General features: G+C 43.1%; 15 protein-coding genes and 4 tRNA genes. 15 read left to right on the forward strand and 4 right to left on the reverse strand.

Translation table 11 applies throughout. From position 1 onward, the window contains the following. Nucleotides 1–176: 176 nt before the first annotated feature. Nucleotides 177–590: an organic hydroperoxide resistance protein gene (locus tag ACS8FA_RS17490; protein WP_439267383.1), complete on the reverse strand. Its 414-nt coding sequence runs from the start codon at nucleotides 588–590 to the stop codon at nucleotides 177–179. Nucleotides 591–855: 265 nt separating this feature from the next. Here ACS8FA_RS17490 and ACS8FA_RS17495 point away from each other — a divergent pair, with 265 nt between their 5' ends. The 12 genes from ACS8FA_RS17495 (at nucleotide 856) to rimI (ending at nucleotide 11,106) form a co-directional block, all read left to right on the forward strand. Next, nucleotides 856–1,758, forward strand: a complete 903-nt coding sequence (locus tag ACS8FA_RS17495; RefSeq protein ID WP_439267381.1) for a hypothetical protein — start codon at nucleotides 856–858, stop codon at nucleotides 1,756–1,758. A gap of 205 nt (nucleotides 1,759–1,963) precedes the next feature. Further along, entirely contained in the window at nucleotides 1,964–3,559 is a 1,596-nt protein-coding gene (locus tag ACS8FA_RS17500; protein ID WP_057758477.1) for a peptide chain release factor 3, read from the forward strand. Between the two features lie 202 nt (nucleotides 3,560–3,761). Beyond that, nucleotides 3,762–4,613 carry an RsiV family protein gene (locus tag ACS8FA_RS17505; RefSeq protein WP_439267379.1) on the forward strand — a complete coding sequence of 284 codons (852 nt, stop codon included), beginning with the start codon at nucleotides 3,762–3,764 and terminating at the stop codon, nucleotides 4,611–4,613. 157 nt (nucleotides 4,614–4,770) lie between these two features. Beyond that, a complete protein-coding gene (locus ACS8FA_RS17510; protein WP_439267377.1) occupies nucleotides 4,771–5,994 on the forward strand; it encodes an FHA domain-containing protein in 1,224 nt (407 codons plus the stop codon). A gap of 175 nt (nucleotides 5,995–6,169) precedes the next feature. Next, nucleotides 6,170–7,666, forward strand: coding sequence for an anthranilate synthase component I (trpE, locus tag ACS8FA_RS17515; RefSeq protein ID WP_439267375.1), 1,497 nt, complete (start codon nucleotides 6,170–6,172; stop codon nucleotides 7,664–7,666). Between the two features lie 192 nt (nucleotides 7,667–7,858). Continuing rightward, nucleotides 7,859–7,934 (forward strand) — tRNA-Thr (locus ACS8FA_RS17520). A 67-nt stretch (nucleotides 7,935–8,001) separates the two neighbouring features. After that, a tRNA-Tyr gene (locus tag ACS8FA_RS17525) sits at nucleotides 8,002–8,085 on the forward strand. Between the two features lie 84 nt (nucleotides 8,086–8,169). Then, a tRNA-Gly gene (locus ACS8FA_RS17530) sits at nucleotides 8,170–8,243 on the forward strand. A 103-nt stretch (nucleotides 8,244–8,346) separates the two neighbouring features. Next, nucleotides 8,347–8,421 (forward strand) — tRNA-Thr (locus tag ACS8FA_RS17535). 209 nt (nucleotides 8,422–8,630) lie between these two features. Beyond that, a complete protein-coding gene (locus ACS8FA_RS17540; protein WP_439267374.1) occupies nucleotides 8,631–8,948 on the forward strand; it encodes a DUF6122 family protein in 318 nt (105 codons plus the stop codon). A 278-nt stretch (nucleotides 8,949–9,226) separates the two neighbouring features. Further along, complete coding sequence (gene tuf, locus ACS8FA_RS17545; protein WP_114701991.1) at nucleotides 9,227–10,417, forward strand: elongation factor Tu; 1,191 nt, start codon at nucleotides 9,227–9,229, stop codon at nucleotides 10,415–10,417. Nucleotides 10,418–10,611: 194 nt separating this feature from the next. Continuing rightward, nucleotides 10,612–11,106, forward strand: a complete 495-nt coding sequence (gene rimI / locus ACS8FA_RS17550) for a ribosomal protein S18-alanine N-acetyltransferase (RefSeq protein ID WP_420230139.1) — start codon at nucleotides 10,612–10,614, stop codon at nucleotides 11,104–11,106. Nucleotides 11,107–11,365: 259 nt separating this feature from the next. Here rimI and ACS8FA_RS17555 read toward each other — a convergent pair whose 3' ends face one another. The 3 genes from ACS8FA_RS17555 to trxB are packed head-to-tail and all read right to left on the reverse strand — an operon-like array spanning nucleotide 11,366 to nucleotide 13,659. Beyond that, on the reverse strand, nucleotides 11,366–11,800 hold the full coding sequence (locus tag ACS8FA_RS17555) for a MerR family transcriptional regulator (protein WP_101204974.1): 435 nt from the start codon (nucleotides 11,798–11,800) through the stop codon (nucleotides 11,366–11,368). 29 nt (nucleotides 11,801–11,829) lie between these two features. Beyond that, entirely contained in the window at nucleotides 11,830–12,636 is an 807-nt protein-coding gene (gene aat, locus ACS8FA_RS17560; protein WP_439266665.1) for a leucyl/phenylalanyl-tRNA--protein transferase, read from the reverse strand. Next, nucleotides 12,637–13,659: a thioredoxin-disulfide reductase gene (trxB, locus tag ACS8FA_RS17565; RefSeq protein WP_057758497.1), complete on the reverse strand. Its 1,023-nt coding sequence runs from the start codon at nucleotides 13,657–13,659 to the stop codon at nucleotides 12,637–12,639. A 547-nt stretch (nucleotides 13,660–14,206) separates the two neighbouring features. On the opposite strand from trxB, the gene ACS8FA_RS17570 reads away from it, so the two are divergent. The 3 genes from ACS8FA_RS17570 (at nucleotide 14,207) to ACS8FA_RS17580 (ending at nucleotide 19,568) form a co-directional block, all read left to right on the forward strand. Beyond that, nucleotides 14,207–17,569, forward strand: a complete 3,363-nt coding sequence (locus ACS8FA_RS17570; RefSeq protein ID WP_439266667.1) for a DNA translocase FtsK 4TM domain-containing protein — start codon at nucleotides 14,207–14,209, stop codon at nucleotides 17,567–17,569. 108 nt (nucleotides 17,570–17,677) lie between these two features. Then, nucleotides 17,678–17,959, forward strand: a complete 282-nt coding sequence (locus tag ACS8FA_RS17575; RefSeq protein WP_439266669.1) for a hypothetical protein — start codon at nucleotides 17,678–17,680, stop codon at nucleotides 17,957–17,959. 115 nt (nucleotides 17,960–18,074) lie between these two features. After that, nucleotides 18,075–19,568 (forward strand): amidase, encoded by a 1,494-nt coding sequence (locus tag ACS8FA_RS17580; RefSeq protein ID WP_439266672.1) that lies wholly within the window; start codon nucleotides 18,075–18,077, stop codon nucleotides 19,566–19,568. Nucleotides 19,569–19,574: the final 6 nt, after the last annotated feature.

Here is a 19,574-nt window from a genome sequence, read left to right on the forward strand (position 1 = left end):
TATACGCTTATTATAACGATAAAATCAGCGCGTGCCGAACTGCTTAACCGTTACGAGATGTTGTAGCGATAATCTTTTTCACCAAGATTTCAAACAAAAAAAGAACCCAGACTAACTGGGTTCTTTTATAATTAATATATTTTTCATTATTAGTTGATAATGGATCTCATAATACGTTATTTTACTTCTGAAGAGACTTCAACATCGATATTACCACGTGTGGCTTTAGAATATGGGCATACTTGATGCGCTTTTTCAACTAACTGTTGAAACTCATCCGCTGACAAGTCTGTATTTTCACCAATGACATGAATTTTGGCTGCAAGCTTATATTCGTGGCCTTCGCCTTGTAGTAAATCTACTTCTATTGAAGTAGTCGAGTCAAATTTTGCCTTTTCCATCTGTTTGACTGCACCAAGTGCACTATCAAAGCAGGCGCTGTAGCCCATAGCAAAAAGTTGTTCTGGATTACTACCTTCTTTTCCGGAGCCTGGTGGTACCATGTTGATGCTAAGATCGTTATCGTTCAAGCTGACTGAACCTGCTCGGCCGCCCACGACAGTTGCTTTGGTAGAATATAGAGTTTTCATAACACATCCTTTGTTGTAAGTTTTATGTTTATATCTGAATGGTAAATCTCAACGTGAAACCTAGCATAACAAATCGCAGGCGCAGCTCAGTGCATTGGGAGTAAATATATACTACTAGTTTGTAAATGAGATTTCGGGCACAGTTTTATTCGTTTCTAGATTTACAAGCTTATTGTACAGTCGTCAAAGAGGTGCAATAGCGGTAATGAGCCATATATATTATCAGTACAGATAATAGAAATCTGAATCATAAGGACATTGTTTGATGAATAGATGGATTGCGATACCTAGTGTTTGCTTTTTGACGACACTCGCTTTGATAGGATGTGGGGAAGAAGACGGCGCTTATGGGACGGCTAGTAGCGAGATTACATTGACAAGCTTTGCCAATAGTTACGATAGCAAAGCCAATGCTACGGCAATTGCGCGAATTGATGAAACGTATCGTACTGGTGCGCGCGAGATCAAAACAACCAATCTCATCAACAGTTATAGCAACCAAAGCCTGAATGATTTAGACAGAACCGTGCTGGCAGATGATTTCGAGGGTCGACTTGAAAACAAAGACATCGAGGTTAATAATCGGACGGTCAAACGCCCCATCTATGAAAAAAACACCAATAACCAGCTAGACTACCAAACCACTTATAAGACGCTTAATTTATCAGGGCTGCGTGCTAACAGCTATGTTGCTAGTACAAACGTGAACAATAGATACGGTATTATTACCGACTTAAACAACTATTCTGAAATTCCGACCAATGTTGCTTTTCCTGAAGGGTCGGTTTGTTATATCCCTGTGGTAACCAGCGAGCGTTCGTTTTTGGCATTTAATGAGAAAAACAAGACTGGATATGCCTCAATAGAGAGATGGATTGAAGTGGCCAAAACCCGCTTTAGTGCGGATAGAGATCATAGAACTTCTCAGTTCGGAGTGGGCGTAGGCAATCAGCAACAAGCTGCGCAAGTTATGTTTTTTGAGTATGATGACCAGCCTGCTTATGAGTATAGCGGTGTTGAATACGGAAAAGACGTCTATGAGGCAAACTATGTCGCCAAAGGTAGCACTGATCCGAACACAGACAGCCGTTTTGACGTAGTCGATTGTACAATCGTCAATGAAGTGGCTGGCGACTTCTTGGCTGAGGAAATCGAACGATACTATTAAGATGAATTGATGGCTGTTAGTCGTGCTACTCAAGCATGATGATCGCAATTAGAAAGCCCAAAAACACGCTTCGTTGAAATAACGGGGCGTGTTTTTTTATACGCTAATTCTGCACCCTGATGCTAAATCCGCTACAATACGCCCATTATTTTATTTATTTATTTAGAGTCACTTCTAAATCACATAACTGTTGAAGCTGAAAATTATGAGCGTAGATCCAAAGAAATTAAACAAAGAAGTTGCTAAGCGCCGCACCTTTGCCATTATCTCGCATCCCGATGCTGGTAAGACCACCATGACCGAAAAACTCCTATTGTGGGGTCAAGCGATTCAGGTAGTGGGCGAAGTAAAAGGCCGTAAAACAGATCGTCATGCAACCTCAGATTGGATGAGCATGGAACAAGAGCGTGGTATCTCGATCACGACGTCTGTCATGCAGTTTCCGTATAAAGACCATATGGTCAACCTACTGGATACCCCAGGTCACGCCGACTTTAGTGAAGATACCTACCGTACTTTGACTGCAGTGGATAGTGCGTTGATGATGGTAGATGGTGCAAAAGGTGTCGAAGAACGAACCATCAAGCTGATGGAAGTATGTCGTATGCGCGATACACCTATCATCTCATTCGTCAACAAGCTAGATCGTCAGATTCGTGAGCCGCTTGAATTGCTTAGCGAAATCGAAGCCGTTCTAAAAATCAAATGTATCCCAGTGACTTGGCCTATCGGTATGGGTCAAGACTTCATCGGTGTCTATCATTTGACTGAAAATAAAACTTACTTTTATGAAAAAGGTAATGGCGGCAAGATGACGGTCTCTGAGACCCGAGAAGGCTACGATTATCCAGATATTCGTGAACGTCTAGGACAGCTAATGTTTGACGCTTTCGAAGAGTCGCTTGAGCTGGTACAGATGGCGCTAGAAGAGTTCAGTGTTGAAGCATTTTTGGCTGGCGAGATGACGCCAGTATTGTTTGGCACGGCATTGGGTAACTTTGGGGTAAACATGGTACTTGATACCTTGGTCAAATATGCCCCGCCGCCAAAAGCTCATCCAACGACTGAGCGTGAAGTCTCAGCCACCGAGACAGATTTTACAGGTTTCGTCTTTAAGATTCAGGCCAATATGGATCCGCGTCACCGTGACCGCATTGCGTTCTTGCGAGTGTGCTCTGGTAAGTACGAGAAGGGCATGAAAATGAAACATGTGCGTCTGGGTAAAGACGTACGTATTGCCGATGCTCTAACCTTTTTAGCAGGTGACCGCGAGGCGCTAGAAGAAGCCTATCCGGGTGATATCATTGGTTTGCATAACCACGGAACGATCTCTATCGGTGACAGCTTCACTGAAGGCGAAGAGCTAAGCTTTACCGGTATTCCGCATTTTGCTCCTGAATTGTTCCGCCGTGTGGTACTAAAAGATCCGCTTAAATCAAAAGCTCTGCAAAAAGGTCTTCAACAATTAAGTGAAGAGGGCGCAACGCAGGTCTTTATGCCGCAGATTAATAATGATTTGGTTTTGGGTGCGGTCGGTGTCCTACAGTTTGAGGTGGTCGCGCATCGTCTCAAAGAAGAGTACAAGGTTCAATGTACCTTTGAGCCAGTATCGATAGCTACGGTACGCTGGATTCATTGCGATGATGAAGTAGCATTGGCGAAGTTCAAGAAAAAAGCCCATGACCAATTATCATTAGATGGGGGCGGTTATCTAACGTATCTTGCACCGTCACGTGTCAATCTACAGCTAATGCAAGACCGCTATCCAGAAGTGACTTTTAGTAGCACTCGCGAACATTAAATTTATTTATACGCTTATATCGTTTATTGATTAAGACACGCCAGCCGTGTCTTTTTTATTGCCTGTGTTTACGACTCGAATAGTAAGAGTCAGATAACCGCTCGCTTACACCACTTCAAAAACGTGAACAGTCTTCCTACAATACATTGTAATTGTTACGGTAGAATATTGAATGGCATTTTATATTTGTAAAAGAGGACATATGCACACTACGACTCAAACTGATGATAAATCTATATCGGCTGATCTATTTTCGATAAAAGTAAGCCAGAGACGTTCAATTGCTATGTTGACTGGCAGCTTACTGTTAAGTGCCGTTAGCATGTCGGTAAATGCAGGAAGTTTTATTAGCAGCACTGAATATCTACCGTATCAACTACCCAGTAATATACAAGAGACGTGTGACAAGCGTGATAACTGTCCAGAGATTGAAGTTAAATATCTCAAAAGCAGTCAAAACTGGATAGATGAGATTGCCAATGCCCGTATCGATAATATGGTCGTTAATAGTCAGATGACAGAGTCAGCACCTATCAAGGGTAAAAGCAACAAGAAGGAAGTTACGGCTGCTCTTGATAGCTTTGTGAATTCGCAATTTCAAGATATGCCTGATGATGTGTCGTGGGGTTATAATCTGATGGTAGCGCCCAATTATCTAGGTCATGTCGATGACTTTGAACTGTTTGAGATTAGTTCCTATGTCTATACGGGCGGTGCACACGGCATGCCTTATAGCGAGTACCTAGTATTTGACCCAAGTACCAAAAAGCAAGTCACGCTTGACGACATGCTTATCTCAGGTAAAAAACCTCACTTTGAGGCGCTTGCCTATGATGCTTATAAAACGTGGGTTAAAACGGTTGCCGAAGACGTGAGCAGTTATGAGAAAAACTGGCCATTTACGTTGAGCGATAATGTGACCTTGACTGATACAGGCGTTAGCATTCGTTACCAGCATTATTCTATCGGCCCATATGCTTACGGTATGCCTATTCTTAATATACCGTATAGCAAGCTTGATAAAGTTATAAAACCTCACTTTATACCAAAGTAAATACTGTATGGTGTCTGAGGAAAGTACTTAATAAACCGTGCTAGGCAACTATTATTAAAGAAATAGCGACAATACTTATCACAAATTGGCAGTAATATTTTAGAGTTATTATTTTTAGCATCATTGGATATTCAATAGAAAAATAAGGAGTTATAACATGACAAACGAGACAGAAAGTACGAATACGGCAGCAAGTACAACTTGGCAGCTGAATGCATTGACCGAAGCGCTAGGTGACCTAACACTGACGGTTAGTGATAGCTTATCTATAGGTCGTGGTAGTGATAACGACGTAGTCCTAGGTAGCAAGCAGGTTTCTCGCAATCACGCGGTACTCAGTGTGTTAGACGGTCAGCTGTACGTAAAAGACTTAGACTCTTCTAATGGTACGTTTATTAATGAGCAACGTATTGCAGGTAATGAATCTAGTCATCTCAAAGCAAATGATACGCTTGGCTTTGCAAGTTTTAGCTTTCAAGTACAGACATCTGCTGCGCCAGTGACCACAGAGGAGTTAGTAGCAGATGCACATGAAAATGCTGACACAGCTGCCGTGCTGGAAACTACTGCTAGTGAGCCTGTGACTGAAGAGCAGATAATTGAGGAAAGCGTTCTTGAGGAAGAGCCGATCATAGAGCAAACAGTTAATGAGCCAGTGATCAAAGAGACTGGCATCGAAGAAATGTTACCTGCTACAGATGATACTGTACCTGTAGAATCTTTATCTGTAGATGCCGGCTCAGATATGACCGAAGAATCAGTAACCCCTACGCACGCAACCGTTGAACCAGCTGTTGAAGAACCAGCTGTTGAAGAGCTAGCTACTGAAGAAGCCGTTGCTACAGAGCCAGTTGTCAAAAAAACAGGGATTGATGAAGTACTGTCTGACGCGGATGCAGCATCGCCTACGCCAGTAGAAGACACGCCAGTTGCTACAGAAGTAGTAGCTGACGCATCTGTACCAACAGCAACCCAAACAGAGGCTGTGACGACTACAGAGCCACCAAAGACAGCATCTACTGATAGCGCGCCAGTGGTAGAAGAGCAGCCAGCAGTGCATGAAGAGCCAGTAATGCATGAAGAGCCAGCAATCCAAGACGAACACGACAAAACGACAAAAACAGAGTTACAAGAAGAAGCTGACCCTGAAGTTTTAAAAGCCAAACAAGCAGCTAGTGCACAGTTTTCAGGCACGGCTAATTTAGGGCAGCCGCGCGATCTTGGTACCGAAGGCAATAATGCGATGGATCAAGAAATCAGCAACCCTGCCCATGCAGGTCATGTAGAGAAAAAAGCAAGCGGTGGCTGGTTTATATGGGTATTTGTGACCATTCTAATTATCGGTTTGGCCTTATGGTTGTTTAATATGGGCGGTGCATAATTCAACTCTACACTAGGTCTTTGTCGTAATTTTTGATAGAGAGCCTTGTTGTGCTTACCGTTTTTTAAACAAATGACTCATTATAGCGTCGATATTTTAGCGAATATTGGCGCTATATTTTATAGAGCAGCTTATAGTTTTATTATTGCCTATAAGGTGCTAAGAGAGCGCTATTATGATGACTTTTGAAGAATACCAAGCTTTTAGAGATAGAGGCTTTAGTCACGCACCACTAGTAAAAAAACGTCTGATGGATGCGCAGACTCCCGTATCTGTATTCTCCAAAGTACGTGATCTAAACGGCTCTGCCTATCTGTTTGAGTCTGTGGTAGGCGGTGAGCGCTGGGCGCGATACTCCATGATTGGATTGGGTAGCGATCTGATTTTACAGTACGCTGATGGCAATATGACGACCAAACGAAACGATCATATTGATACAGAGTCAGTAGAGAATCCCTTTGATTACCTACGTGAGCTGATGGCGCAATATCATATGCCAACCGCTGAAGATGTGCCGACGATGCCGAGCTTCAGTGGCGGTCTAGTCGGTTACTTTGGCTACGATATGGTACGTGTTATTGAGCCAAGTGTCGGCTTATCTGATGCGGCCAACCCAATGTCGATGCCAGATATGTGGCTGATGCTTTCGATGAGCATTATTGTATTTGATAATTTAGAGAATACGCTGTCAATCATCGTCTATGCTGATTGCCAGTCTGAGGATGGTTACAGTTCAGCTATTCGTGAGCTAGAACAAATCGAGGAAAAGCTAGCAGAACCGTCCAACCTGCGCGCACATGTAATGCCTACGCCTAAATTTATATCGCAAACAGGGTCTGAAAAATACTGTAGCGATGTCGATAAAATAAAGGATTACATTGCCGCAGGTGACGTCATGCAAGTAGTGCCAGCGCAGCGCTTAACAGCGGACTATACAGGCGACTCTCTAGCCGTCTATCGTGCGCTTCGCTACCTTAATCCGTCGCCTTATCTGTTCTTGGTGCATGGCTATACACTCGATGATCACAAACGCTTTGATATTATCGGTGCTTCTCCTGAAATCCTATCCCGTATCGAAAATGGCAAGGTGACGGTAAGGCCGCTAGCAGGGACACGGCAACGTGGCCGAGATAAGGCTGAAGACCTCGCGCTTGAGCAAGAGCTGCTAAATGATGAGAAAGAAACAGCGGAGCATTTGATGCTCATTGATTTGGGTCGCAATGATCTTGGCCGCGTTTGCGAATATGGCAGTGTTAAAGTCACAGAAAAGATGTTTATAGAGCGCTACTCACAAGTGATGCATATCGCATCTAATGTTGAGGGTACGATACGAGCTGATAAGGATGCACTAGATGTGTTTTGTGCCACTTTCCCAGCTGGGACGCTATCGGGCACACCCAAAATCCGCGCTATGCAAATTATCGATGAGATAGAACCAGTACGTCGAACAGTATTTGGTGGTTCAGTTGGTTATCTAGGTTGGAATGGTAATATGGACACGGCCATTGCTATCCGTACTGCGGTGATGCGCCGTGGTGAAATACATATTCAAGCCGGAGCAGGGGTTGTCGCTGATTCTATTCCAGAAAAAGAATGGGATGAAACCAATAAAAAAGCATTGGCATTAATAAAAGCGGTAGAAATGGCCTGTAATGGCTTGCGTATTCGCTAATTAAATAGCCAGTGATATGGCAAAAATAAAGGCTGCAAGTAAAAAGCCAATTTATTGCCATATTTTTATTTATAAAAAAACTAGCTTAATCAGTGACTTAAATATTTATATTAAATTAATTTAAAAAAAGATGAAAAAGTACTTGCGCATCTCAAAAAATTTGATAGAATAGCCACCACTTTAAGAGAACAAGCCGACTTAGCTCAGTTGGTAGAGCAACTGACTTGTAATCAGTAGGTCGCCAGTTCGATCCCGGCAGTCGGCACCATCTCTCTTAAAGTAGCTTTTTATGAATTTGTCTTAAATGTAAGTCATTTTTGTTCAAAGCAACCTAAGGTGGGGTTGGGGAGCGGTCAAACCCAACAGACTGTAAATCTGTCGCGAAAGCTTCGAAGGTTCGAATCCTTCCCCCACCACCATATTTTCTAAAGTTTGTCATAGCGCCAAGCATACTCTCTATATCTCATAACTCTCGATTAGAGTTATCCTGAATAAGAGTAAATGCGGGTGTGGTATAATGGTAACACCTTAGCCTTCCAAGCTAATGACGCGGGTTCGATTCCCGCCACCCGCTCCATATATACACCATCGCAAAGCATAACAATAAATCATCACGAGAGTCAGTAATTATTGCTGCATCGTGATATTTTTTTTAGTGCAACTCAAAGGTTTCAATATACGCTCATATAGCTCAGCGGTAGAGCACTCCCTTGGTAAGGGAGAGGTCTCGAGTTCAATTCTCGATATGAGCTCCATTTATTGTTTATACCTTTTATGCTTGTTTTGCTATTTATATAACTTTGCGTCGATATCGAAATTATAGAATATTGAAATATATAACAGTAGTGCGGTAGACAATGATTCAAAGGTGACACTGAGGTGTTGCCTTTTAGTGCTGTCAGTATATTAATAAATATTGGTTTTGATGGTCTTATATAGAGAAGACTAAAACTAATAGGTCAGTATGCAGACATTAATACATTATTTTTTGCACTTTGGTTTTCCTCTTTTTATCGCGATTGCGTTTTTTAGAAAAGAGTGGAAAAAAGCGTATCTGATTTTGCTTGCGACCATGTTGGTTGATATAGATCATCTGGTAGCAAACCCAATATTTCAGGCAAATAGATGTAGCATTGATTTTCATCCGTTACATACTTATTATGCGATGCTAGTGTATTTTGTTTTACTCTTTCTTCGTAAGCCTTTTAATATCATTGGAACTGGACTGCTGTTCCATATGTTAACGGATTTTACGGATTGTTTGATGATGTCGGTCAGCTAATATCGCGACCTTGCATATCAAGATAATTATACGGTTATAAGAAAGGTTATAATCAATCGAGCTGTATATCTACTGGTTAGAGAGAAGTTGATTTCGATTGAGAGATGTATGACTATTTAAGACAAGTCAGCGTATAATAACGGATACAAGAATTAGTTCGGAGCATTGTTTAAGCAGTGGTTCGTGCGGTTGATAGCTAGGTTTATGATGATTTAATTCTATTATGAGCCATTAAACAGCTTTTTATTGATCATTCACCAAAAAAAGAGGAAATACCCATGGCAAAGGCCAAGTTTGAACGTAACAAGCCACACGTCAACGTCGGTACAATCGGACACGTTGACCATGGTAAAACAACCCTTACCGCTGCAATCGCAACCGTAGCTGCAATCACCTCTGGTGGCGAAGCCAAAGACTATGCGTCTATTGACTCAGCACCAGAAGAAAAAGCACGTGGTATCACAATCAACACCTCACACGTAGAATATGACACAGACAGCCGTCACTATGCTCACGTAGATTGCCCAGGTCACGCCGATTATGTTAAAAACATGATCACTGGTGCGGCCCAGATGGACGGCGCAATCCTAGTCGTATCTGCAACTGACGGCCCAATGCCACAAACACGTGAGCACATCTTGCTTTCACGTCAGGTTGGCGTACCGTACATCATCGTATTCATGAACAAATGTGACATGGTTGATGACGAAGAATTGTTAGAACTAGTAGAAATGGAAGTTCGTGAATTATTGAACGACTATGACTTCCCAGGCGATGACACTCCTATCGTTAAAGGTTCTGCTACTGAAGCCCTAAAAGGCTCACAAGAAAAATACGGCCAACCAGCTGTTGTAGAACTACTAAACGTACTAGACACCTACATCCCAGAGCCAGAGCGTGACATCGACAAAGCATTCCTAATGCCAATCGAAGACGTATTCTCAATCTCAGGTCGTGGTACCGTAGTAACAGGCCGTGTTGAATCTGGTATCGTTAAAGTTGGCGACGAGATCGAAATCGTTGGTATCCGTGACACTCAAAAAACCACCTGTACTGGTGTAGAGATGTTCCGTAAACTGCTTGACGAAGGTCGTGCAGGCGAAAACTGTGGCGTACTACTACGTGGTACTAAGCGTGAAGACGTACAACGTGGCCAAGTACTAGCTAAGCCAGGTTCAATCACTCCTCACACCAAGTTTGACGCTGAAGTATATGTATTGTCAAAAGAAGAGGGTGGTCGTCACACACCATTCCTAAACGGCTATCGTCCACAGTTCTACTTCCGTACTACTGACGTAACTGGCGCAATCCAATTACAAGACGGTACTGAAATGGTAATGCCTGGTGATAACGTTGAGATGGGCGTAGAGCTTATCCACCCAATCGCTATGGACAAAGGTCTTCGCTTCGCAATTCGTGAAGGCGGCCGTACTGTAGGCGCTGGTGTTGTTGCTAACGTATTGAACTAATATAAGTCTCAGCAATGAGCTTATGAATTAGTCACAAAAAAGGTCATCCTATCTAGGGTGGCCTTTTTTTATTAGGAAATGTTGATTGTATAAGTACAGGACTACATAAATAAGCGTGTGGCAAGCTCTACATGTATTATTTAAGCGTAATATAATAATAAAAATAGCCTAACAATAAGCGTAAAAGGAACGTCATGTTTGTGATAGAAGCATTACCAACGAATGCAGTAGAACACGAAAACGTCATTCAAACTGTTGCCGATATAGAAACGATGGTGCAGCCGGATGATGCTTGGAACCAGAAAACATTGGCTGAATTGCTTGAACAAGACAGTATTCGTCTGCTGATTGCTTACGATCAAGCCAAAGAAGATAGTACTTCTTACCGTGAGATAGTTGGCTATTGCTTATATCAAACAACTTTTGAGCAAGCAGAGGTGTTACGTATCGGAACTGATCCAAAGTACCAACGCCAAGGTATCGCTTCGCAGGTATTGAATAAACTGCATGAGCTGTTACAGATTAATCAGGTAGAGAGTCTTTTGTTAGAAGTACGTGCAGACAATACAGCGGCGATAGCGTTATACGAGCAACAAGCATTTAGCATCATTCATAGACGCAAAGGCTATTATAAAGTGCCACATAAACCAGCAGTCGATGCATTAATCATGCAGCATACTTATATTTAATGAAGTGAGTAAAGCTTAGGGCGTGTCCTCAATTCAAACGAGTGTCCTCTAAATGGGCTAAAAACAGCTAAATTTTGCCAAACATCGTCAAATAGTTGGTCAATATCTCGATATTATCTGCACTATTTTCCTCGTTTGACGGCAATTTATCTCATTTTTATCACCATTTTTAAAATGAGGACACGCCCTAATAAAAAATAAACGGCGATGATAAAAGTAGCTATAACAGCTATGATATAAAAGCAGAATTAACTAAGCTTTATTGCAAAGGAATTTTCTTTTTACAGACTTCCACATCAAGCTGATAATCACTATCGGCTTTCATTCGACCTAAAATATCCAAGCGTTCGCTCAGTAACTCCACCATTATGCTGATATTGGCTTGCTGTTTTTTAACCTGTTCTAGTTTTTGCTGTGTTAGTACAAGCTGCGAATCAATATCCAAATGACCATCATAATAATCATTTAGACTGTTTTTGATTTCAGTAAGCGTAAAGCCAATAGCTTGCGCGCTTTTGATCAGCTCTATGCGTTCGATACACTCTGGATGAAATTCGGTATATAGACGGGAGCCTGCCTGACGCTTGCGAGATTTTAGCAGGCCTAATTGCTCGTAATGGCGAACCGTATCTTTGGTCGTATTGGCTTTTGCTGCTAGCTCTCCAATCAATAGAAACGATGTATCAAGTGCCATAATAACCTCTTATTTTTTCGCTATGATAATCATAACTCTAGTTGCCACGGCGATTCGCTATCCAGTAGCGATACCGCTAACGGTTTATGAGAATGCTTTCGCCATGGCACAGACTGGCTGCCTATTAAGTTGTCTAACTGAGTTAAAAAGTCAGCACGCGGTAAAGTAGTCGCACCTAAGCTCATCAAATGATCGTTCGGTAGCTGACAGTCAACGAGTGCGACATCACTTTGCTCACATAAGCGCATCAGACCCCAAAACGCTAGCTTTGACGCATTAGACGCTCGATGAAACATTGATTCACCAAAATAGATACCGTTTATCTTTAACCCGTATAATCCGCCAATCAGTTGACCTGCTTCGTCCCAAACTTCAATGCTATGAGCAAAGCCTTGCGCATGCAGTTTGGTATAGGCTTCGATCATCTCATCATGAATCCAAGTATGCTCGCCTTCGGGATGATTGTCATTAAGGCCATCACTGCGCGGTAAGCTACAGGCATGTATGACATCGTCAAAAGCTTGATTAAGCGTCACTTGCCAACGTTCGCGATTTGCTTGCTTACGTAGAGACTTACTCGGTTGATAGGCAGAGGGGACAATCACACAACGCGGCTCAGGGCACCACCAAGCAATAGGCTCATCTTCGTTAAACCAAGGAAATAGCCCCTGAGCGTAGGCTGATATCAGCGTTTCAGGCGCTAAGTCACCACCCATAGCGACGATGCCAATACCATCAGGATCGATAGAAATGGGATCGGGAAAGTCATAACGCCCAAGACTTTTTAAAGTCTCAGGCGTAATGTGTTTATCGTGCTGTTGAGTAAAGTTGCCCATTTAGGCTTCTTTATCTGCAGTTAGGGTTGAATCGTAAGTGTGATCACGAGCGACCGTTTCGCCCAGTGCATCCAAGTACTTTTCAGCATCCAACGCAGCCATACAGCCAGTGCCAGCAGAAGTGATAGCTTGACGGTAAACATGATCAGCTACGTCACCTGCGGCAAACACACCTTCGATACTGGTCTGAGTAGCATTACCATTCAAGCCACTATTAACGATCAGATAGCCATCTTTCATATCCAACTGACCTTTGAACAAGTCAGTATTTGGCTTATGACCAATAGCGACAAACATACCCATTGTATCTAGTTGTTTGGTACTACCATCAATCATTGATTCGATGACGACGCCATTGACGCCCATGTCATCACCGACCACTTCTTTTACTTGATGGTTCCATTCGATTTTGACATTACCATTCTTGGCTTTTTCAAACAGCTTGTCTTGCAAGATTTTTTCAGAGCGTAGGCTGTCACGGCGATGCACTAAGGTCACTTCAGACGCAATATTAGATAAGTACAAAGCTTCTTCAACCGCTGTATTACCACCACCAATTACCGCAACTTTTTGGTTTTTATAAAAGAAACCATCACAAGTGGCGCAGGCTGATACACCAAGCCCTCTGAACTTAGTCTCTGATTCTAGTCCCAAGTACTGTGCAGAGGCACCAGTTGAGATAATGAGTGCGTCACAAGTATAGCTACCGTTGTTACCTGTCAATTGAAAAGGACGCTCGTTTAGGTTTACTTCATTGATATGATCATAGACCAGTTCAGTACCGAAACGCTCTGCATGCGCTTTCATACGTTCCATCAATGCAGGACCTGTCAAATCATGCGCATCGCCTGGCCAGTTGTCGACTTCGGTAGTGGTGGTTAATTGTCCACCGACTTCCATACCAGTGACCATAACTGGCTTAAGGTTAGCGCGTGCTGCATAGACTGCGGCAGAGTAGCCAGCAGGGCCTGAGCCTAAAATAATGAGCTTTTCGTGACGTGGAGCAGTAGTGTCAGTTGCCATGAGTTGTTCCTTGCTAAATATACGAATTAAAAATGTAAGTTATAAATATAATAAAAGACGAATATCAAAAATGACTACGAATATGCTTCTTCTAATTGCTGTGTGATAATAACATAAGGGCACAGCGCACAAAGTGCAAGTTTGCTAAAACAAACACAGGTATCATTAGAATCAAAGAATAAATAACTTTGGAACATAAGTGCGAAAACAGAGACTATTTTATAGAATTTAGGCAATACAGTTAGCCATATTTTGCCACTCGTGTTTCGCTAACCAGCTGTTTTCTTACGCAAAGTGTCTATTGATTCACTTTCTTACACGCTTTCTTGATAAGACTGTCGCCACTGCACCTATGTATTTGTTATTATAAGAAGTTATGCCAAGTGTAGTAGGAGCCAAGCGATAACGGTTGTTTAAAGGCTCTACAATCGGCACATGCCAAACAAACACTTCGCTCGGTACATTTATGTCAACACTTTATGTCAGCATGATTAGGCTTAGTCATGCATTGGCGACCATTTAGTATTAATAACAAGGCAGATCTTACGTGATATCAGCACCGCTTATTGAGTATTTAAAAAAGGGAATGTTTACCCTCCTTGGGTTAATACTGGCCGTTTATCTGTTTGTCATTTTGATGACTTATACAGGCAACGATCCTAGCTGGTCGCACATCAGTAGTGATATGACCACGATTAATAACATGGGCGGCGAGGCAGGCGCATGGTTGTCCGATTTGCTTTACAGCTTTTTTGGGTTTGGTGCTTGGTGGTTTTTGGCATTCGTGGTTTATGAATCTATCCTAATTTGGTGGGAAAACAAGCCAACGTTTTGGCTCATGCGATTGGTCGCTTATGTGTTTTTACTATTAAGTGCTAGCGCATTATTTGCACAATTGGTCTCTTTAGTCCAACAAGTCACGAACCCTGACGCAATCGGTCTCGAAGGCGTCGCTGGTGGTATCATCGGGCTAGAATTGCAGGCGCGTTTGGCACAGCTACTATCGCAGTGGGGGAGTGTGGTTTTCTTAGCAGTATTCGTTGTGATTACCGCTACGTTTGCCTTTAATATCCATTGGATGACGATATATCAAAAGGTTCGTGCGCTGTCGTGGCTTGGTTCAGGTGTAAAAAGTCAGGATGCTATCGACGCTACTGAACCGAGCATTGCATCACAAGATGATAGCCAAAACTTAGATGAGTCGGTAGATAAAAAAGTAGAGCATGAGCAGCTACCACTTGAGTTACAGTCTGCGGAAAATACTAGCGGTACTCAAGACGTCAGCAGTAGTGGACGTTTCGGTAGTGTCTTGTCAGACTTTTTGGCAACATCAGGATTGGCAGATAGTGTCAAAGCCTCTGTCATCGCAGCAAAAGCAGCGGCAACACCTAGTAATGTCAAATATGAGCAGGCAAATACCGATATAGGCTCGATTAATAACTCTACTGATAATACGTTTAATAGTACAGTCCAGCCATTAGCCTCAAACTTGACTGCACCTGTTACTCGCAAAGTTGAGCCAAGCTTTGCGTGGAATGATGCCAGTACGGTCGATGATTTACTTGCAAGTGAGCAAATGGCTTACAGTGCTAGTGGCATGGACAGCTCGGCTATGCCTGTACCTAACTATTCCCAAATGGGTACTAGTACCACAGCATCGTTAGAGAAAGCAGTACCTGCCACTACAGCAACTACAGTGACGGAAGCGGTTGCTCAACCAGATATACATGATAAAGAATCATTAGCTCAGTCATCAGTTGATGAGTCAGTGAGTAGTAATTTAGCCAGTCAGCCAGTCATTGAACCTGCTGACCCTAAAATCTCTACGACACCTGAGACTGCGGAAGTAGATAAATTAGCAGAAGCATGGTTGGCAGAGCATGCTGACATATCAGAACCTACAGAGTCTGTTGTAGAAACGTCTGAATACTCTAAGCCTGTTCGGGAAACTGTCGTAGCTGAGCCAATCGTACCAGAGAAGACGCCAGAACCTATCGTAGAAGAGCCTATTAGCTTTGCACAGGATTCAGCCAATCAGCCGTTTGATACGCCTGTAGATTTGCCACATACCGAAAAGACAGCAGTAGTCTCTGAGCCTGAAGTTGCTCCGATAACAGTAAAGACTGAGCCTGCATTGTCAGATGTGTCAGACATGACACCAACAAATACGCCTCCTGCCAATCCAAAAGCAGCGCCAACGGTAGAAGTGACCAGCCCAATCTCCAATATACAGCCTGAGCCTAAAACGCCTACCCAGCCATCAGTTAGTTTTGCTGTCCCAGAGGGCGATAGCAGTAACCATATCACTGATATGATGCCAGAGGATGACAGTGATGACGACACCAATGTACCGGTCATGCCACATATTAGTGATGATGCAGCTTTTAGTCAAAAGTCACGCTCGATGCAAACGGCAGCTTATCGCAGCAGTCTAACGCCTATTCCAGAAGTCTCTATATTGGATAAGCCTGATCCCGACCGCAAGCCTAGCTACACTGTGGCTGAGCTTGAAAAGTTATCTGAATTGCTAGAAATTAAGCTACAAGAATTTAATGTAAAAGCCTCTGTGGTTAATGCTATCCCTGGCCCTGTTGTCACTCGTTTTGAAGTGGAGTTGGCTGCTGGTGTGAAGGCTAGTAAAGTCACAGGTATCTCGCGTGATTTAGCGCGTTCACTATCAATGGCTTCTTTGCGTGTGGTAGAAGTGATTCCGGGTAAACCGTATATTGGTATCGAAGTGCCTAACAAGAAACGTGAAATGGTACGCTTGATTGAACTGCTCAATACCGAAACGTTCAAAGATCCTAAAGCGCAGATTAGCATGGCGATGGGTAAAGACATCGGTGGTAACCCAATCATTACCGACCTTGCGCGTGCGCCGCATATGCTAGTCGCTGGTACCACAGGCTCTGGTAAATCAGTATTGGTCAACTCGATGCTACTATCGATGCTACTTAAATATACACCCAATGAGCTACGTCTTATCTTGATTGATCCAAAGCAGCTTGAGCTTGCTAACTATAATGATATTCCGCATTTGCTAACGCCAGTAGTCACCGATATGACGGAAGCGGCTAGTAGCTTGTCATGGTGTGTGGCCGAGATGGAACGTCGCTATCAGCTAATGAGCTTGCTAAAGGTTCGTAAGCTCAATGAGTTTAATAAGAAGGTCATCGCGGCGGAGAAATCAGGCAATCCAATGCTCGATCCTCTATGGCGACCGAATGACAGCGTAAGTATTAGCCAAGCACCCAAGTTAAAAACCTTACCCATGATTGTCATTGTCGCGGATGAGTTCGCCGATATGATTATGCAGGTCGGTAAACAAGCCGAAGAGCTCATCACACGTTTGGCGCAAAAATCGCGTGCTGCAGGTATTCATTTAATGCTAGCAACTCAGCGTCCGTCCGTCGATGTCATTACGGGTCTGATTAAAGCCAACATCCCAGTGCGTGCAGCCCTACGAGTCAACTCAAAAGTCGATTCACGTACGATTCTAGATAGTGGCGGTGCTGAGGATATGCTAGGTAACGGTGATATGTTGTTCTTGGGACCAGGGCAGATTGAGCCGGATCGTGTACATGGTGCTTATGTCAGTGACGAAGAAGTTAACCGTGTCTGTGATGCGTGGCGTGAGCGCGGCGCCCCTGACTATATTGATAATATGGCAGGCAACTTTGAATTATCTAGCCCAGGCGGTGGTAGTACAGCCAATGCCTCTGGTGAAGATGATGATTTATATAATGATGCCGTGGCCTTTATCATGGAAACACGTAAAGTTTCTGCTTCAAGCATTCAGCGTAAATTCAGCATCGGCTACAACCGTGCTGCGCGTATTGTCGACTCTATGGAAGAAGCTGGATTGGTCAGCTCGATGGGCAAAAGTGGTAAGCGTGAACTATTGATGTAGATAAATACTATCCTTAAAAACTGGTTTTAATTAGTTATCTTTAATTGTTCATATTAGAATAAGTATCAAAAGTATTAACTGCACCTGCTGAATATATAGGAAGGTTTTATGAAGAAATTGGTATCCATTATTATCATTATGTCTTTAGGTATCTACGATATAGCGTTTGCTGATACGTTCCAAAAGCATATGTACTGCTCTAAGCCTAGTAAGCCCTACAATTTTACATCCGAAGCCCAGTACAATAGGTTTGTCGATGACGTTAATAAATATCAAATTTGTATTGACGACTTTGTTGAAGAACAAAACCAGGGAATTAAAAATCATCAAAAATCTATAAACAATGCAATTGAAGAGTGGAATAGGTTTGTTCAGTTCGAATTGAAATAAATTTTTGAATAATAGAAAAGTCGAGCAAAGTTGTTTGACTTTTTTTATGTGTAACTATAATTAAGAATGTAAAATTTAATCTTATTAAACACTATCAAACTAGGGAAGGTTAGTTATGTTTAAAGAATATACTCAGTATGATGGTCTCGCCTTAGCAGCATTGGTCAACTCAGGTGAGGTCAGTGCAAAGGAATTGCTAGACGCTGCTGTCCATCAAGCCAATCAAATCAACCCTAAGCTAAATGCTATCGTGCATCGATTTGATGAGCGTGCTTATAATGCTGCGCAGGCGGGTTTACCTTCAGGTATATTTACTGGCGTGCCGTATTTACTAAAAGATTTATCATTTAGTTTTGCCGACGAGCCGATTACGATGGGCAGTCGCAGCGTCAATATTATTTCAGAAAAAGACAGCGAAATCGTCAAACGGATGAAGGCGACAGGTGTTAATACCTTTGGCAAGACTAACACGCCTGAGTTTGGTCTGATTATCACGACTGAGCCAAAAGCGCATGGTGCTACTCATAATCCTTTTAAAAAAGGCTACAGTTCTGGCGGCTCGTCAGGTGGTAGTGCAGCAGCAGTTGCGAGCGGTATTGTCCCGATGGCAGGCGGCGGTGATGGTGGCGGCTCGATACGTTTTCCATCTGCTTGGTGCGGTACATTTGGGTTAAAGCCAAGCCGCGGACGTAATCCAATGGGCCCTAATCTTGGTGAAGGCTGGGAGGGGGCAGTAGCTGACCATGTGATTACGCGTTCAGTGCGCGATAGTGCGGTGATGCTAGATGCCACTAGTGGAGCAGAGATTGGCGCCCCTTATGTTATAGCTCCGCCAGACGGCACTTTTTTGCAAGCGGCAATGCGTGCACCGCGAAAGCTAAAAATTGCTTTGCATCAGCAGCCTTTGATAGCCAATACGACAGTGGACAAAGAGGTGTTGGCGGTACTTGTGCAAACGGCTAAACAATTAGAGTCTATGGGTCATGAAGTAGTACCAGCCGAGCCAAAAATCAATATCGAGCAGTTTTGGCATGACTTTATCGTTGTGGTCTGCGCGCATACTGCTTTTACGATTGATAACATCGAGCGTGAATTTGGGGCTGACCAGATCAAAAACCTAGAGCCACAAACCTATAATATGGCACTGCTTGGGCGTTCGCTATCAGCGGTTGATTTGGCACATGCCAAACATGGCTGGCATCATAGCCAATATCAGACGGGTCTATTACTAGAAGACTACGATATGATTTTGTGTCCGACTGTACCCACGCCTGCGGTAAAGCATGGTGTGCTACCGCCGAGTCGTATGGATGAGATGATGATGCGTAGCGCCGAGGTGCTTAACAAGGGTTTTAATATGGGTAGATATGCCTTTAGCTCAGGCATGATAGAAAAGCTCAGCGCACCTGTATTAGGTAAGATGGGTTTTACGTTATTGGGTAATGTTACAGGGTTACCCGCAATGTCAGTACCCGTTGGTATGAGCAAAAAAGGCCTACCGATTGGCATGCAATTAATCGGGCGCATGAATGATGAAGCGACATTATTCAGCGTGGCGGGCGAGATGGAGCGCGCAGGTTTGTTTACCAAACACGCTTTTGAGAAGTAGGATGAA

The organism is Psychrobacter sp. 1Y1 (assembly GCF_051847395.2).
GTDB lineage: Bacteria > Pseudomonadota > Gammaproteobacteria > Pseudomonadales > Moraxellaceae > Psychrobacter.